This is a genomic window from Pseudomonas sp. YuFO20, assembly GCF_035064975.1.
Classification (GTDB): Bacteria; Pseudomonadota; Gammaproteobacteria; order Pseudomonadales; family Pseudomonadaceae; genus Aquipseudomonas; species Aquipseudomonas putida_AE.
The window spans coordinates 73,584-89,683 of the sequence record NZ_JAXDEO010000029.1; the positions used below are offsets into that span (position 1 = coordinate 73,584).

Genomic DNA, 16,100 nt, shown 5'->3' on the forward strand with positions numbered 1-16,100 from the left:
ACTGAAACACCAAAGACTTCATCATGCCTGCCAACCACTTCAACACCCACTGCCCCGACTGGGCCGAAGCCTTGCTCAACGGCTTCAGCCAGATATTCCTCCAGCGCAATCCGCTGTGCGGCTTGCTGATCCTGTCGGCCATCCTGTTCACCGCCCCGGCCCTGCTCGGCGGAGCGTTGCTCGGCGGTGTCGCCGGATTGCTCACCGCGCAACGTCGCAACTATGCCAAGGCTGATCGTCAGGCCGGGCTGTTCAGCTACAACGGCGTGTTGCTCGGCCTGCTGCTGAGCCTGTACTTCCCCTGGTCGGCGATGATGCCACCGCTGATTCTGGCCGCCGGCGGCCTGAGTGCGATGATCACTCAACAATGGCTCAAACGCGTGCGGTTCAGCCAATACCTCCCCGCGTACACCACGCCATTCGTCGTGTTGAGCTGGGTACTGTTGTGCTTCGCCACGCCCTCGACCGAGGCGCATTTGATCGAGGTCAGCACACTGAACATGCTCGCCGCCCCACTCAAGGGCCTCGGTCAGGTGATGTTCCTCGGTCATCCGCTGGCCGGGGCAATGATTGCCGCCGGTTTGCTGATCGCCGATCGTCGCGCCTTCTGCTGGGCGTTGCTGGCGTCTGTTGCGGGCATGGGCTGGAGCCTGCTGCACCACGACTTCTACACCGCACTGCTGGGCCTGGGTGGCTATAACGCCGTGCTCGCCGCCCTCGCCTTCAGCACGCAGCGCCAGCAGCCGTGGCTGCCACTGCTCGGTATCGCCGCAGCGCTGCTGCTGACGCCGATGTTTTCCGCTATCGGCCTGCCCACCCTGACTGCGCCATTCATCCTCGCCGGCTGGCTGATCCGTACGGCAACTCAGGTGCTCGGCAAAGCGCGGGGCGCCAGTGCGTCTTGCGCTCCTGGGGAGAATCAACCTAGGCTGCGCTGATCATTGAGTCAGGCGTTATCCATGGACAGCAGCAAAAACTGGCGTGAAGACCTTTACGTCATGATTTTCCAGAGCGACACCAAGGCGGGTCGGCGCTTCGACGGCATTCTGCTGTTGATCATCCTCGCCAGCCTGGTGATCGTGATGCTCGACAGCATCGACACCGTTCACCGCAACTACGCCGACGTGCTGGCGTATATCGAGTGGGGTTTCACCGTCATTTTCGCCATCGAATATGGCCTGCGCCTGTACTGTTCGCCCAAGCCCCTGCGCTACGCCTTCAGCTTTTACGGCCTGGTGGATCTGCTGGCGATCGTACCCGGCATCCTCGCGCTGTATTACGCCGATGCGCAGTACCTGTTGATTATCCGGATCATCCGGATGCTGCGGATTTTCCGCGTGCTCAAGTTGAGCCCTTACCTGAAGCAAGCCAACTACCTGATGTCCGCCCTGCGCGGCAGCAAGCAGAAAATCGTCGTGTTCCTGGTGAGTGTCTGCACCCTGGTGACGGTGTTCGGCACCTTGATGTACGTGATCGAAGGCCCGGAACACGGCTTCACCAGCATTCCCAAGGGCATCTATTGGGCGATCGTGACGCTGACCACCGTGGGCTTTGGCGACATCGTGCCGAAGACGCCTTTGGGCCAGGTGATTTCCTCGCTGGTGATGATCACCGGTTACTCGATCATCGCCGTGCCGACCGGTATTTTCACCGCCGAACTGGCCAATGCCATGCGTGGCGAACAGTTGCAAACTGACTGCCCGGTGTGCAAGAAAAACAGCCATGAACACGGCGCCGCGTTCTGCTCTCGCTGCGGCAATGCCTTGTTCAAGAAAATAGAATAAGCAAAGAGCTTTTTAATCTTTAAACGACTATGCGAGCCCGGCTATAGTCGCTGGCAAATTGCCTGTTTTTTAAATAAAAACATCTTTTCGAACAAGGAATTCGCAGTGAAAAAACTCTTTGGCGCCTCCCTTCTGGCCGCTGGCCTGGCACTGTCCAGCATGGCACACGCCGCACCGACCCTGCTCAACGTTTCCTACGACGTGATGCGCGATTTCTACAAGGACTACAACACTGCGTTCCAGAAACACTGGCAAGCCGAACACAACGAAAACATCACCCTGCAGATGTCCTTCGGTGGCTCCAGCAAACAGGCGCGTTCGGTCATCGATGGCCTGCCAGCTGACGTGATCACCATGAACATGGCCACCGACATCAACGCCCTGGCCGATAACGGCAAACTGGTCCCGGACAACTGGGTAACCCGCCTGCCGAACAACAGCGCGCCGTTCACCTCGGCCACCGTATTCATCGTCCGCAAAGGCAACCCGAAAGCCCTGAAGGACTGGCCCGACCTGCTCAAGGACGGCGTGCAGGTCATCGTGCCAAACCCGAAAACTTCGGGTAACGGCCGCTACACCTACCTGTCGGCCTGGGGCTATGTACTGAAAAACGGCGGCGACGAGAACAAGGCCAAGGACTTCGTCGGCAAGCTGTTCAAGCAAGCGCCGGTGCTCGATACCGGTGGCCGCGCCGCCACGACGACCTTCATGACCAACCAGATCGGCGACGTGCTGGTGACCTTCGAAAACGAAGCGGAAATGATCGCCCGTGAGTTTGGCCGCGATCAGTTCGAAGTGATTTACCCAAGCGTCTCCGCCGAAGCCGAGCCACCGGTGTCGGTGGTCGACAAGACCGTCGACAAGAAAGGCACCCGCGCCGCCGCCGAGGAATACCTGAAGTACCTGTGGTCGCCAGAAGGCCAGGAGATCGCTGCCGCCAACTACCTGCGTCCACGTGACCCGGCCGTGCTGGCCAAGTACACCGACCGCTTCCCGAAAGTGGACTTCCTGTCGGTGGAGAAAACCTTCGGTGACTGGCGCACCGTGCAGAAAACCCACTTCAATGATGGTGGGGTTTTCGACCAGATTTACGCCCAGTAACCACAATCCCCTGTAGGAGCTGCCGCAGGCTGCGATCTTTTGATCTTGAAAAATAAAAGTCAAAAGATCGCAGCCTGCGGCAGCTCCTACAGGGGTGTGGCGCTAGCTCAGGTTGCCGCAGAAAATAGCCTGGTGACCATCGGCCGGGCTTTCACGCACGACCAGGGCATAACCGCCCGCTCGCAGCGTTTCCACGGCGACCGGCGCACTCTTCCAGAAATACTGGTGCGACGCCTGCGAATAGAACCGCGCATTCGGACCGTCATTCATGTCATAGGCCGGTTTCGCACCCAGGCTCGCGCAGCTTCCCGAATAGATATAGGCCTCCAGACGGCCCGGCAAAGCACTTCCCATGCTTTCGCCACTGACCGCGAACCAGAACACCGTTGCTTTACCGTCGGACATCATGATGGGCCGGGCGATGTTCCCGGCATTGATGGAAGTAGCGTTCAGGGGAACGTTGGTGACCTGGCTGTCAGGTACTGTCGAGCACCCGAAGATCGACCCAACCGCTACCACCAACGCTAGCGAAGATACGATTTTCATCGTGATACTCCCGCTTTGTAAGGACACGTTGAAGTGATCCCCCTGTAGATTCTAGCTGTCAGGGCAAAGCGGGTGTTTCTTCGGATGGTCGGTCAACCGCTGGCAATCATTACGCCATGGCATGATTACTATCAGTCCAAACTCTCTTCCACCGTTGCGGTCAAGCCTTTAGCCTGCGCGCATTCCCTTCTGTTCAACGAGACACGTTATGACCCCAGCGACTCAGGTGCCCCACGGCACAGCGACAATGACCCGAGGCATGGTGCTGCTGTTCGCCTTCTGCTGCGGTGCGATCGTCGCCAACATCTACTATGCGCAGCCAATCATTGGGCTGATCGCACCGGACATCGGCCTGACCAGCACCATGGCCAGCCTGATCGTGTCGCTGACCCAGATCGGCTATGCCCTGGGCCTGTTCTTCCTCGTACCCCTGGGTGACCTGCTGGAAAACCGCCGGCTGATGATCATCACCACCCTGGTGGCGATTGCCAGCCTGCTGGGCGCGGCGTTCACCGATCAGCCGAACGTGTTTTTGCTGATTTCGCTGCTGGTGGGTTTCAGCTCGGTGTCGGTGCAGATCCTGATTCCACTGGCCGCGCACCTGGCGCCGGAAGAATCTCGCGGCCGCGTGGTCGGCGGGATCATGGGTGGCTTGTTGCTGGGGATCTTGCTGGCGCGACCGGTGTCCAGCGTGGTGGCCGATCATTTCGGTTGGCGGGCAATGTTTGTCATTGCCGCGCTATTGATGGCCGCGATCAGCATCGTGCTGGTGCTGACCATCCCCAAGCGCCAGCCTGACCACAGCGCGTCCTATGGCCAGTTGCTGGGTTCGCTCTGGACGCTGCTGCGCCAACAACCGGTGTTGCGCCAACGGGCGTTTTACCAAGGCTGCATGTTCGCCACGTTCAGCCTGTTCTGGACCGCCGTGCCGCTGGAGCTGGCGCGCAATCATGGCCTGTCGCAAAGCCAGATCGCGATTTTCGCCCTGGTCGGCGCCATCGGCGCCATTGCCGCGCCTATCGCCGGACGCCTGGCCGACGCCGGGCATACCCGCAGTGCGTCATTGCTGGCCCTGCTGTTTGCCAGCCTGAGCTTCCTGCCCGCCTTCATCCACCCGGCCTACAGCGTGATCGGCCTGGCAGTGACCGGCGTGGTCCTGGACTTCTGCGTGCAAATGAACATGGTCCTCGGTCAACGCGCGGTCTATGCCCTGGACGCCAAGAGCCGCAGCCGCCTGAATGCCTTGTACATGACCAGCATCTTCATCGGCGGCGCGTTTGGCTCATCCGTGGCCAGTGCGGTGTATGAGCACGGTGGCTGGTTGTGGATCGTGATCGTGGGCAGTGCGTTTCCCCTGGTGGCGTTGTTGCGGTTCCTCAGTGTTTCACAGAAGGCTTCGCTGGCGACGGCATAACGACTCATGCGCCAGGCGGGCAAGTCGGTTTACCCGCCAAGGCGATGTTACTGTCAATTACGAACCAGCTTCTCCATCGCCGCATCCGCGAGGAACGACGAGCGGCTTTTGACATTGTGCTCGCGCACATAACGGTCAATGCGCTGGATCACATAGCCGGGCAACGTCACGTTGACCTTCTCGGTCTTGCCCAGGTATGGCGAGATGTCCAGCTCCAGCATGCCCCAGCCCATGTCGGCGAACTCGGGATTGCTGCGATGCAGCGTCGCCGAAGTCGGCATCGGAACCGATTCGCCATCCGCCGCCAGCTCTTGCAGCATGATGTGGGCAATTTCGACAGCGGCGTTGTAGGCCTCTTCAAAGCTATCCCCGGCGGTTACCGCACCTGGAATATCGGGGATCTGGATACCGATGGCGGTGTTCTCATCGCCCCATTCGATACAGATTGGATATTGCATTATGGATCTCCTGCGTAACTGGCTGGCGGGCAGAACAGCCCGGCTCGCCTCCTGATGCTCTTGACCGTCCCGAGCGGCAGATCCTTTTTCGGATGGGGGACGGGAATGGTGTACGGGTTGTAACGGTGGGTGAAGATGTGATGACTGCCAGTAACCCGGTCCAGGGTCCAACCCGCCTCCATCAACTCCTTGATCAATAGCCTGCTCTGCACCACCAGCCTCCTTGCTTCGGCTCGATAAAAATAACCCTAGAGTTATATTTACTCAAGCACAAAAATCCAAGGTGCGACGTTTGGTTGTGTTGCGGAGTGTGATGACAGACGGATGGGTTCCCACCGGAAACTGGCCAGCGCCAATGCGCGCGCTGGGGGAATATGTGCAGGGGTTGTTACGCAGGGAGAGCTGAGGAGATCCAGGACCAGCTCAAAGGATCGCAGATTTTGCCAGCGCCTGCTTTGACCGGAGCGTGGTTGTCACGCATCCCGGTCAGGCGCATGCGCCGGGCTCGTCGAGGCAGGTCAATAGTCGCTCGACGGTGCGCTCCAGTGACCCGGAGTTGTCGAGCACGTGCACTGATGGATCATCGGCCAGCAGGCGCTCACTGAAACGGGCATTGCGCGCCAGGCGCTGGTCGATCTCGGCCATGGACTCACGACCCCGCGCCAGCAAGCGCTGGCGCAACACAGCCTCGTCCACAGTCAGCAACACCGCCACCACGTTCGGATAATGCTCGCGAGTATCGTGCAGGTGCCCCCGCGAGCCGTTCACCAGCACGTCCTGCCCGGCAGCCAGCCAGTCGTCGATTTCACGTGGAATGCCATAGGTCAGGCCATTGGCGTGCCAGCTCAGGGCAAACGCGCCCTGGGCCTCCATCTCTAGGAACTGCTCAGGACTGACCCCCAACGCCGCTTCGCCAACGGCTTCCGCCGATCGCGTAATGACCCGCCGCACGATACGGCAGCCTCGCTCGGCCAAACGTGTTCGCGCGGCATCGAGCAGGCTGTCCTTGCCCGAGCCCGAAGGCCCGATGAGATAGATCAATCTACCTGACATCCAATCACCCTCTTCGCTTGTCGCCCTACTTGCTGGACCACCGGTTAGTTTTCTTGTCGCGATCAGAGAGCCCGGTGGCCATGAAGCACTCACGGTACCTGGATCCCTGCACGATCTGGCGCTGGCCCGGCGAGTGGTCCATCACCATTGACCGGGTGTGTCGCCAATAGTGTGGCCGGGCTTAATCCTTGAGCTGCCGCAGGCTGCGATCTTTTGACTTTGCTTGCAAGAACAGATTCAGCCCCACAAATAAGGCGACCCCGAAGGTCGCCTTTTGCGTTACTGCCCGAACTGCCGTCCCAAACCACCCGGCACGCCCTGGATGTCCGTCTCTTCCCACGGCCCGTTGGGGCTGATCGAGCGGCTCCAGCCGTTATCCCAACGGTAGTAGGTGCGCTGGCGGTAGAACGTGTTCGGCTGACCGTCGAGCACGTACACACCCAGTTTCGGGTCCCAATGACTGTTACCCCCCGGTGGTGGCGCAAAGCTCGCGGAGGTGCGCGGCAACGGCTTGACCGGTTTGGCCGGCGTGGTCGGCTTGCTCGGCACCGTCGTCGGCGCCGGCTTGGTACTCGGCTGCGACGGCGGGATCGGTGGCGGGGTCGTCTGCTCGGGTGGCCGCTGGACCGCACAAGCGCTCAGCCCCAAAACAACGCTGAGCAGTGTGATACGAGCAATGGCGGTCATGGTGGCGTTTCCTGTTATTTATCCGGGCTTATTTATCCGGGCTGTCGATGGTCAGTTGTTGCGGCGCGGTGGTGCTGCTGGCCAGGGGCTGGCTGCGACCGATCCACTCGCCTGCCGTCGGTTGGCCGGCACGGGAGATGCGCGCAACCAGTTGGACTTCAGGGAAGTTCGACAGTTTCAACTGCGGCATCATTGCATCGCCATCGCCCAGTTCCACGGTGGCCGGCAGGTCAGCCACGGTCAGGCGCTTGGCCGCCAACGGCGCCGGTGGGCCCGAGGTGGCGCGGGCGAAGATGAACACGCTGTCGCCCGGCTGCACCTTGGTTTTCAGTTCGGCCGCCAGGTCCACCCGGACCTTGAGCAGCGCTGCCGGCTTGGCCGCTGGCGCCTCGGCCACTTTGCCACCGCTGGCCACCAGTTTCTCGCTGGCGCGGGCAATACCGCCCTGCAGCGCGACACGGGATTGATCCTCCGGCGGCAGTTGTTCCAGCAGGCGATTCCAGTAATCGATCGCTTCCTGGTAACGCTGGCCTTCGAAGGCGGCGATGCCCAGCAGGCCAAGGCTGGTGACTTCCTTCGGATCGGCTTTCAGCGCTTCGTCGGTCAGGGCCTGGACCTTGTCAGACCATTTCTTGCCATCGGCGAAGTACAGGGCCTGCGCCCATTGCCCAAGCAATTCAGGCTGACGGCCGGCAAGGTTGACGGTGCGCTCGAAGACCTTCGCCGCGTCACCCGGACGATCCTGGGTCATGTAGGTGCGACCGAGGAAGTACAGGGCTTCGGCGGAATCCGGCTGCGCCGCGACTGCGCGCTCCAGACGTTGGGTCATCTCTTCCATCGACTGCGGCGCCTGGGAGAATTCCCGGGTCAGCTCGACCTTGTCGCTGGCACCGAAATGCAGGTACAGGCCCAGGCCCAGCACCGGGACCAGAATCGCTGCCAGCAACGGCGCCGGTTTGCCCAGGCGCGACACCCGCGGCGCGGCAACGCCCTCGGTGTCGGCGAGCAATTCACGTGCGGCTTCGGCGCGGCCTGCGTCCATTTGCGCGGCATCGAGAACGCCCTCCGCCTGCTGAACCTGCAGCTCAGCCACGCGCTCCTGATACAGCGCCACGTTCAGGGCAGTACGATCCTCTTCGAGCTGGGCGCGACGACTACGCAGAACGGGGATCAGCAGAAAACTCAGGGCCACCAGAAGGAGCAGACCTGCAGCGAGCCAGAAATCAATCATTCTTGGTTTTTATCCAACAGTTGGTCGAGGCGCTCGCGCTCCTCGGCAGAAAGCGAGCCCGGCGTCTCGGCGCGTTGCGCGCGACGACGGCGGACGATCACCGCGATGACCACGAAACCACCCAGCAACAGGCCGGCGGGACCGAACCAGAGCAGCGCGGTCTTGGCGTTCAGGGCCGGTTTGTAGCGGACGAAATCACCGTAGCGATCGACCATGAAGTCGATGATCTGCTGGTTGTCCTTGCCCTCGCCCAACATGCGGAAAATCTCTTTGCGCAGGTCGGCAGCGATCGGCGCATTGGAGTCGGCGATGTCCTGGTTCTGGCACTTGGGGCAACGCAGCTCCTTGGTCAATTCGCGAAAACGCTCGCGATCACCTTCCTTGGCGAACTCGTAGGTGTCGATGGCGGCGTGGGCTACGCCGGCCAGGCTCAAACCCAATACCACGGCGGCTAAAAAGCGTTTCATGGCTTGGCCTCATCAACCAGCGCCTGATACTTGGCCGCCAGTTTTTCGCGCCAGACCTGCTCGTCGATCACGCCGACGAACTTGTCGCGGATGATGCCCTTGGCGTCGATGAAGAAGGTTTCCGGGGCGCCGTACACGCCGAGGTTCAGGCCCAGGGTGCCGGCATCGTCGCGGATGTCCAGTTGATACGGGTTGTGGAACTCCGCCAGCCACTTCAAGGCGTCGGCGTTGACGTCCTTGTAGTTGATGCCGTAGATCACCACGCCCTTCTCGGCCAGCTTGTTCAACACCGGGTGCTCGACCCGGCAGGAAATGCACCAGGTGCCCCAGACGTTGACCAGTGCCGGCTTGCCGAGGATGTCGGCGCGGGTCAGGGTCTTGTCGCCCTGCACCGCTGGCAGGGAAAACTCCGGGAACGGTTTGCCGATCATCGCCGAGGGCAACTCGGCCGGGTCGAGGTACAGACCGCGATACAGGAAAACCGCCACCACCAGAAAAATCGCCAGTGGTAACAGCATCAACCAACGTCTCATGCAGTAGCTCCCGTCATGCCCAGCGCTTCACGCACACGGGCTTTCACCTTGACCCGATAACGCCGGTCCATCGCTGCCAGCAACCCGCCCAGCCCGGTGAGCAAGCCACCGAACCAGATCCAGCGCACGAACGGCTTGACGTGTACGCGCACCGCCCAGGCGCCATCTCCCAGGGGCTCGCCCAGGGCGACGTAGAGGTCACGGGTGAAACCGGCGTCGATCCCGGCTTCAGTCATCACCGAGTTCTGTACCGTGTAGAGGCGTTTTTCCGGGTGAAGCACGCTGACTTCCTTGCCGTCCCTGATCACCCGTACGGTGCCCTTGTCGGAGGTGAAGTTCGGGCCTTCGAAATGTTTGGCGCCTTCGAACACGAACTGGTAACCGCCCAGGGCCATGGATTCCCCCGGTGCCAGGCGCAGGTCGCGCTCGGCACTGTTCTGGCTCGACAACACCACGCCGAGGGCGCAGACGGCGATGCCCAGGTGGGCAACCTGCATGCCCCAGTAGCTGCGGGTCAGGGTCGGCAGGCCTTTGATCAGGCCTTTGTGGCGAGTCTTGTCGACAATGTCACGCGCACCGGCCAGCAACACCCAGGCCGCGAGCATGAAGGTGGCCAGCACCGCCCAGTTGAAATCGCCGTAGGCGACGCCCGCCACCACCGCCAGCGCGGCGCTGCCGAGCAGTACCGGGGTGAGCATGCCCAGCAGCCATTTCACCGGGGTGTCTTTCCAGCGCACGATCACGCCGACCGCCATCACCAGCATCAACAAGGCCATCAACGGAATGAACAGCGCGTTGAAGTACGGCGGGCCGACCGACAGCTTGGCACCGGTCATGGCATCCAGGATCAACGGATACAAGGTGCCGAGCAGTATCATCGAAGCCGCCACCACCAGCACCAGGTTGTTGCCCAGCAACAGGGTTTCCCGGGACCAGAGGTTGAAGCCGACCTGGCTCTTGACCACCGGTGCACGCAAGGCGAACAGCGTCAGCGAACCGCCGACCACGAACAGCAGGAAGATCAGGATGAACACGCCGCGCTCGGGGTCCGAGGCAAAGGCATGCACCGAGGTCAGCACGCCGGAACGCACGAGGAAGGTGCCCAGCAGGCTCAAGGAAAAGGCGGCGATGGCCAGCAGCACGGTCCAGCTCTTGAACACGCCACGTTTTTCCGTGACCGCCAACGAGTGAATCAACGCGGTGCCCACCAGCCAGGGCATGAACGAGGCGTTTTCCACCGGGTCCCAGAACCACCAGCCGCCCCAGCCGAGTTCGTAGTAGGCCCACCACGAGCCCAGGGTGATGCCGATGCCGAGGAAGGCCCAGGCGACGATGGTCCATGGACGCGACCAACGCGCCCACGCGGCATCCAGACGACCGCCCATCAACGCGGCGATGGCGAAGGCGAACGCCACCGAGAAACCGACGTAACCCATGTACAGCATCGGTGGGTGGACGATCAGGCCGATATCCTGCAGCAGCGGATTGAGGTCGGCGCCATCGCTGGGGATTTGCGGCAGGATGCGCTTGAACGGGTTCGAAGTGAGGATCAGGAACAGCAGGAAACCCGTGCTGATCATGCCCATCACCGCCAGCACCCGCGCCAGCATCACCTGCGGCAGCTGCCGGGAGAACACCGACACGGCGAACGTCCAGGCGCCGAGGATCAACGCCCAGAGCAGTAACGAACCTTCGTGCGCACCCCACACGGCGCTGAATTTGTAGTACCAGGGCAAGGCGCTGTTGGAGTTGCTGGCGACATAGGCGACGGAGAAATCGTCGGCCATGAACGCGTAGGTCAGGCAACCGAAGGCGAACAGCAGGAACGCGAACTGGCCCCATGCGGCCGGTTGGGCCAGGCTCATCCACAGGCGATCACCGCGCCAGGCGCCAACCAACGGAACCACGGCCTGGACCAGGGCGAAACACAGTGCCAGGATCATGGCCAGGTGGCCCAACTCAGGAATAAAGATGCCGGAAGTCATGGATCAACCCTCCTTAGCGGGCGTTGGAGCGGATTGACCACTGTCTTTCAACGCCTTGGTCACTTCCGGCGGCATGTACTTTTCATCGTGCTTGGCCAGCACTTCATCGGCCACCACCACGCCGTCGGCATTGAGCTTGCCCAGGGCGACGATGCCCTGCCCTTCGCGGAACAGGTCAGGGAGGATGCCGCGATAAGCGATGGTCACGGATTTGTTGAAGTCGGTGACGACGAACTTCACGTCCAGCGAGTCGCCGGAGCGCTGCAGGGAACCCGCCTCGACCATGCCGCCGGCGCGGATGCGCGTGTCCTGCGGGGCTTCGCCATTGGCGATCTGGGTCGGTGTATAAAACAGGTTGATGTTCTGCTGCAGGGCGCTCAGGGCCAGGCCCACCGCGGCGCCGACCCCGACCAGGATCGCCAGAATAATGATGAGACGCTTTTTACGCAGCGGATTCACTTGCCGTTCTCCCGGCGCAGACGACGCGCCTCTTGTTGCAGATACCGCTTGCGGGCCAGGATCGGCGCCGCCACGTTGAGGGCCAGCACCGCCAGGCAGATGCCATAGGCCGACCATACATACAGGCCATGATGGCCCATGGCGAGGAAGTCGCCGAATGAAGCAAAACTCATCGAGCGACCTCCAGGCTGTTTTCCACTTCGGCCTTGACCCAGCTGGCCCGGGCTTCGCGCTTGAGCACTTCAAGGCGCATGCGCAGCAGTAACACCGCACCGAAGAAACAGTAGAAACCCAGCGCCGTCAGCAGCAAGGGCAGCCACATCTCGGCGGGCATCGCCGGTTTTTCCGTGAGGGTGAAGGTCGCGCCCTGGTGCAGGGTGTTCCACCACTCCACCGAGTACTTGATGATCGGGATATTGATCACGCCGACAATCGCCAGCACCGCGCAAGCCTTGGCCGCGCTGTCACGATTGCTGATGGCGTTGCCCAGCGCAATAAGACCGAAGTACAGGAAAAGCAGGATCAGCATGGACGTAAGGCGTGCATCCCAGACCCACCACGAGCCCCAGGTCGGCTTGCCCCAGATCGCCCCGGTGACCAGCGCCACGGCGGTCATCCAGGCACCGATGGGCGCTGCGCATTGCAGGGCGACGTCGGCCAGTTTCATTTTCCACACCAGCCCGACGATGCCGCACACCGCCAGCATCACGTAGATGGACTGGGCCAACATGGCGGCCGGGACGTGGATATAGATGATGCGAAAGCTGTTGCCCTGCTGGTAGTCCGGCGGCGCGAAGGCCAGGCCCCAGACCACGCCAATGCCGATCAGCAGCAACGCCGCGACGCTCAGCCATGGCAGCATTTTGCCGCTGATGCCGTAAAACCATTTGGGCGAGCCGAGCTTGTGAAACCACGTCCAGTTCATACTTTGTTTCCGTCACGGTTGCTCTTTACTGTGAAGAGCCAGGGCCTGCCTTTCTTCAAAAGAAGTGATCAAAAAATGATCAGGCCTCATTATTATTCGCCGACGCTGATCTTCAGGCCAGCAGCTATTGCAAAAGGTGTCAGGGTTATCGCCAGGGCGGTCAGGCTACCAAGCCACAAGAGATAACCGGTCGCCGGCATGCCCTGCAAGGCCGCCTGCAAGGCGCCACTGCCAAGGATCAACACCGGGATGTACAACGGCAGGATCAGCAACGCCAACAACAGGCCACCGCGCTTCAAACCGACCGTCAAGGCCGCGCCCACCGCACCGAGCAGGCTCAGCACCGGTGTACCCAGCAATAAGGAAAGCAGCAACACCGGCAGACAGGCGGCAGGCAAACCGAGCATCAACGCCAGCAAGGGCGCGAGCAAAACCAGTGCCAGGCCGGAAAACGCCCAGTGTGCCAGTACCTTGGCCAAAACCAGAAGAGCCAGGGGGTGCGGCGAAAGGACCCACTGTTCAAGCGATCCGTCTTCGAAATCACTGCGGAAGAGCCCGTCCAGCGAGAGCAGGACCGATAAAAGGGCCGCCACCCAGACCAGTCCCGGAGACAAGGTTTGCAACAATTGAGACTCGGGACCGACCGCCAGCGGGAACAGCGAAACGACGATGGCAAAGAACACCAGCGGATTGGCCAGTTCGGCGGGACGGCGGAACAGCAGACGGGCCTCACGGGCGACCAACAGGCCGAAAACACTCATACGGCCCAGTTCCCCAGATCAATATCGCGATAGCTCGCCGGCATCCGGCTCAGCGTGTGGTGCGTGGTCAGCACCACCATGCCGCCGCGCTCGCAGTGCGCAGCCAGGTGTTCTTCGAGTTGCGCCACGCCTTGCTTGTCGAGGGCGGTGAACGGCTCATCGAGGATCCACAGCGGCGGGCTGTCCAGATAGAGCCGCGCCAGGGCCACTCGGCGCTGTTGACCGGCGGACAGGGTGTGGCAAGGCACGTCCTCGAAACCCCGCAGTCCGACAGCCGCCAGGGCCTGCCAGATCGCCTCATGGGACGCCGGTTGATGCAGGGCGCAAAGCCAGCTCAGGTTCTCTTGCGGGGTCAGCAAGTCCTTGATGCCGGCGGCATGACCGATCCACAACAGATTGCGCGCAAGCTCGGTGCGTTGCTCGCTCAGCGGTTGACCGTTGAGCAGCACTTGACCGGCAGTCGGGTGCATCAGGCCGGACAACAGGCGCAACAGGCTGGTCTTGCCACTGCCATTGGGGCCACTGATCTGTACCATTTCGCCACTGGCCATTCTCAAATCGAGATTTTCGAAGAGCAGCCGAAGGTCTCGCTCACAGGCAAGGGCAACGGTTTGCAGGACTGGACTGGTCAAGGGTTCACGGGCCTTATACGGTTCAAGTCGGCGCTGGCGCAGCCGTTAAAGAGATGCAGAATAAAGGTATTGGCGCCCCGAACGAGAGAGCTGCGTCAATTAACTGCGAAATTTAGCGCAATCTGTATACAACGGAGCGGCATTATACATGCCATTTCCTACTCTCAAGCGTGCAATTTCCCAAGGTTGTGACCGCGTATGACAGGCGAAATGAACATCCTCCCGCTACCGCAGGCCGCCCCGGCGACCGCACGCCCGCAGGCGGTCAACGGCGAACTGCTCAAGCTGCTGACGCCGATGGAGGGCCTGATCAGCGCCGGCCAGACCGCCAAGGCCGAAGTGCTGTCGCTCAAGCAGGCGGACCAGGCGTTTCAATTGCTGCTCAAGCTCACCCTCGAAAGCGGCCGGCAGACCACGCTCCAGGCCCTCAGCAACCAACCCCTGGCCCAAGGCACCAGCGTCGCAGTCACCCAACCTTCGGCGGGCAACCTGGCGGTCACCGTACAGCAAGCTCTCGCCGCCAGCGTCGCCACCCTCACCCGCCTCGACACGGCGCAGATGCCGGTCGGCACCTTGGTGCAGGGTAAGGTGCTGACTTCCCAGGTGCTGCCACAAGTGCCGGGGCAACCCGCGGTGTTTCGCTCGATGGTCAGTCTGCTCAACACCGCGCTGAGCGGCAGCACGCTGAGCATCGACAGCGCGCAGCCGTTGCGCATCGGTACCTTGCTCAGCGCCCAGGTGCAAGACGCCCAGACCTTGAAGTTCGTGCCCTTGAGCAGCCGCCAGGAACAATTGGCCGTGACCCAGCAACTGCTCAGCCAGCAAAGCCGCCAGGGCTCGCTGGACGGCTTGCTCAAACTGCTGCAAAACCTGCCGGCTTCGGACCAGACCTCCGGCGACCTGCGCGCGGCCGTGGACCGATTGCTTGCGGGGCTGCCGGACCTGCAGCAATTGAGCAGCGCCAAAGGCCTGGCCCAGGCGCTGGCCAGCAGCGGCGCATTCCTCGAAGCAAAACTGCTGGGCGGGCAGAACCTGGCGCCGGACATGAAAGGCGACCTGCTCAAACTGATCGGCCAATTGTCCTCCGCGCTTCCAGCCGGCACCCACCTCAGCGCGATCATCGCCGGCAACACCCTGGCCCAGGCCATGCCGAGTTTTGTACGCAATGCCTTGGGCATGCTCGGCCAAGTCAACGCAAAGCCGTCGCCGAGCGGGTTTCCGCTGCCTGAACGGCTATTGCAAGGCGCCGAAGGCGAAGACGATCTGGAACACCTGCTGCGCCTGGCCGCCGCAGCGGTTTCCCGCCTGCAAAGTCACCAGCTGTCCAGCCTGGAGCAGACCGGCGTCACCTCGGACGGGCGCTTGATGAGTACCTGGCAATTGGAGATCCCGATGCGCAACCTGCAGGACATCGTGCCGTTGCAGATCAAGTTCCAACGCGAGGAGGCCCACGAAAGAGAACAACCCAAGGAACGCCCCGAAGAACGCGCGCCCAAACAACAACTCTGGCGCATCGAACTGGCGTTCGACATGGAGCCGCTCGGCCCGTTGCAGGTACAGGCACAGCTGATCCAGGGCAGCCTCAGCAGCCAGTTGTGGGCCGAACGCGCCTACACCGCCAGCCTGATCGAAAGCAACCTGGCGGCCCTGCGCCAACGCATGCTGGCGGCAGGCCTGAACGTCGGCGATCTCGACTGCCACCTCGGCAAACCGCCCCAAGGTCCACAAACCCGCCTCGAAGAACGCTGGGTCGACGAAAACGCATGAAAAACCCCAACGCCCCACGCCAGGCCATCGCCCTCAAATACGACGGCACCCACGCCCCGACCCTCACCGCCAAGGGCGACGAAGAACTGGCCGAAGAAATCCTGCGCATCGCCCGCGACTGCGAAGTGCCGATCTATGAGAACTCCGAACTGGTGAGCCTGCTGGCGCGGATGGAGTTGGGGGACAGTATTCCGCAGGAGCTTTATCTGACGATTGCCGAGATCATTGCGTTTGCGTGGAATTTGAAGGGGAAGTTTCCGGAGGGGCAGGATCCAGCTACTGAAGTGATGGAGAAGG

At 61.7% G+C, this 16,100-nt stretch carries 20 protein-coding genes; 6 read left to right on the forward strand and 14 right to left on the reverse strand.

Annotated features, from left to right (window positions below; all coding sequences use genetic code 11):
- The first annotated feature begins 23 nt into the window (after positions 1-23).
- The 3 genes from SOP85_RS17605 (at position 24) to SOP85_RS17615 (ending at position 2,885) form a co-directional block, all read left to right on the forward strand.
- Positions 24-938 carry an urea transporter gene (locus SOP85_RS17605; protein WP_323627677.1) on the forward strand — a complete coding sequence of 305 codons (915 nt, stop codon included), beginning with the start codon at positions 24-26 and terminating at the stop codon, positions 936-938.
- 21 nt (positions 939-959) lie between these two features.
- Positions 960-1,784, forward strand: coding sequence for an ion transporter (locus tag SOP85_RS17610; protein ID WP_274074883.1), 825 nt, complete (start codon positions 960-962; stop codon positions 1,782-1,784).
- A 105-nt stretch (positions 1,785-1,889) separates the two neighbouring features.
- Complete coding sequence (locus SOP85_RS17615; protein WP_323627678.1) at positions 1,890-2,885, forward strand: sulfate ABC transporter substrate-binding protein; 996 nt, start codon at positions 1,890-1,892, stop codon at positions 2,883-2,885.
- A gap of 102 nt (positions 2,886-2,987) precedes the next feature.
- On the opposite strand, the gene SOP85_RS17620 is transcribed toward SOP85_RS17615, so the two are convergent.
- The gene (locus SOP85_RS17620; RefSeq protein WP_323627679.1) at positions 2,988-3,431 is read right to left on the reverse strand and encodes a hypothetical protein; all 444 of its coding nucleotides are present in this window, start codon (positions 3,429-3,431) and stop codon (positions 2,988-2,990) included.
- 208 nt (positions 3,432-3,639) lie between these two features.
- Here SOP85_RS17620 and SOP85_RS17625 point away from each other — a divergent pair, with 208 nt between their 5' ends.
- Complete coding sequence (locus SOP85_RS17625; RefSeq protein ID WP_323627680.1) at positions 3,640-4,845, forward strand: MFS transporter; 1,206 nt, start codon at positions 3,640-3,642, stop codon at positions 4,843-4,845.
- A 53-nt stretch (positions 4,846-4,898) separates the two neighbouring features.
- Here SOP85_RS17625 and SOP85_RS17630 read toward each other — a convergent pair whose 3' ends face one another.
- From SOP85_RS17630 to ccmA, 13 genes are all read right to left on the reverse strand, one after another.
- Positions 4,899-5,303, reverse strand: coding sequence for a type II toxin-antitoxin system HicB family antitoxin (locus SOP85_RS17630; protein WP_323609088.1), 405 nt, complete (start codon positions 5,301-5,303; stop codon positions 4,899-4,901).
- Entirely contained in the window at positions 5,303-5,515 is a 213-nt protein-coding gene (locus tag SOP85_RS17635) for a type II toxin-antitoxin system HicA family toxin (RefSeq protein ID WP_323609087.1), read from the reverse strand. The genes SOP85_RS17630 and SOP85_RS17635 overlap by 1 nt, the downstream gene beginning before the upstream one ends.
- 274 nt (positions 5,516-5,789) lie before the next feature.
- Positions 5,790-6,356: a phosphonate metabolism protein/1,5-bisphosphokinase (PRPP-forming) PhnN gene (gene phnN, locus SOP85_RS17640; protein ID WP_323627681.1), complete on the reverse strand. Its 567-nt coding sequence runs from the start codon at positions 6,354-6,356 to the stop codon at positions 5,790-5,792.
- Between the two features lie 279 nt (positions 6,357-6,635).
- Positions 6,636-7,043: a hypothetical protein gene (locus tag SOP85_RS17645; RefSeq protein ID WP_323627682.1), complete on the reverse strand. Its 408-nt coding sequence runs from the start codon at positions 7,041-7,043 to the stop codon at positions 6,636-6,638.
- A gap of 28 nt (positions 7,044-7,071) precedes the next feature.
- Positions 7,072-8,274, reverse strand: a complete 1,203-nt coding sequence (gene ccmI / locus SOP85_RS17650; protein ID WP_323627683.1) for a c-type cytochrome biogenesis protein CcmI — start codon at positions 8,272-8,274, stop codon at positions 7,072-7,074.
- Positions 8,271-8,741 (reverse strand): cytochrome c-type biogenesis protein, encoded by a 471-nt coding sequence (locus SOP85_RS17655; RefSeq protein WP_274074876.1) that lies wholly within the window; start codon positions 8,739-8,741, stop codon positions 8,271-8,273. The genes ccmI and SOP85_RS17655 overlap by 4 nt, the downstream gene beginning before the upstream one ends.
- Positions 8,738-9,274 (reverse strand): DsbE family thiol:disulfide interchange protein, encoded by a 537-nt coding sequence (locus SOP85_RS17660; RefSeq protein ID WP_323627684.1) that lies wholly within the window; start codon positions 9,272-9,274, stop codon positions 8,738-8,740. The genes SOP85_RS17655 and SOP85_RS17660 overlap by 4 nt, the downstream gene beginning before the upstream one ends.
- The gene (locus SOP85_RS17665) at positions 9,271-11,259 is read right to left on the reverse strand and encodes a heme lyase CcmF/NrfE family subunit (RefSeq protein WP_274074874.1); all 1,989 of its coding nucleotides are present in this window, start codon (positions 11,257-11,259) and stop codon (positions 9,271-9,273) included. The genes SOP85_RS17660 and SOP85_RS17665 overlap by 4 nt, the downstream gene beginning before the upstream one ends.
- Before the next feature lie 3 nt (positions 11,260-11,262).
- Complete coding sequence (gene ccmE / locus SOP85_RS17670) at positions 11,263-11,718, reverse strand: cytochrome c maturation protein CcmE (protein WP_056852992.1); 456 nt, start codon at positions 11,716-11,718, stop codon at positions 11,263-11,265.
- Complete coding sequence (ccmD, locus tag SOP85_RS17675) at positions 11,715-11,891, reverse strand: heme exporter protein CcmD (protein ID WP_008055370.1); 177 nt, start codon at positions 11,889-11,891, stop codon at positions 11,715-11,717. Before ccmD ends, ccmE begins: the two co-directional genes overlap by 4 nt.
- Complete coding sequence (locus SOP85_RS17680; RefSeq protein WP_323627686.1) at positions 11,888-12,643, reverse strand: heme ABC transporter permease; 756 nt, start codon at positions 12,641-12,643, stop codon at positions 11,888-11,890. Before SOP85_RS17680 ends, ccmD begins: the two co-directional genes overlap by 4 nt.
- A gap of 92 nt (positions 12,644-12,735) precedes the next feature.
- Entirely contained in the window at positions 12,736-13,404 is a 669-nt protein-coding gene (gene ccmB, locus SOP85_RS17685) for a heme exporter protein CcmB (RefSeq protein WP_007980754.1), read from the reverse strand.
- Positions 13,401-14,036, reverse strand: a complete 636-nt coding sequence (gene ccmA / locus SOP85_RS17690) for a cytochrome c biogenesis heme-transporting ATPase CcmA (protein ID WP_323609084.1) — start codon at positions 14,034-14,036, stop codon at positions 13,401-13,403. The genes ccmB and ccmA overlap by 4 nt, the downstream gene beginning before the upstream one ends.
- 198 nt (positions 14,037-14,234) lie before the next feature.
- On the opposite strand from ccmA, the gene fliK reads away from it, so the two are divergent.
- Positions 14,235-15,803 carry a flagellar hook-length control protein FliK gene (gene fliK, locus SOP85_RS17695; RefSeq protein WP_323627687.1) on the forward strand — a complete coding sequence of 523 codons (1,569 nt, stop codon included), beginning with the start codon at positions 14,235-14,237 and terminating at the stop codon, positions 15,801-15,803.
- Positions 15,800-16,100 (forward strand): EscU/YscU/HrcU family type III secretion system export apparatus switch protein (locus SOP85_RS17700; RefSeq protein WP_323627688.1); only part of this gene is annotated, 301 nt, incomplete at its 3' end. The genes fliK and SOP85_RS17700, both read left to right, overlap by 4 nt.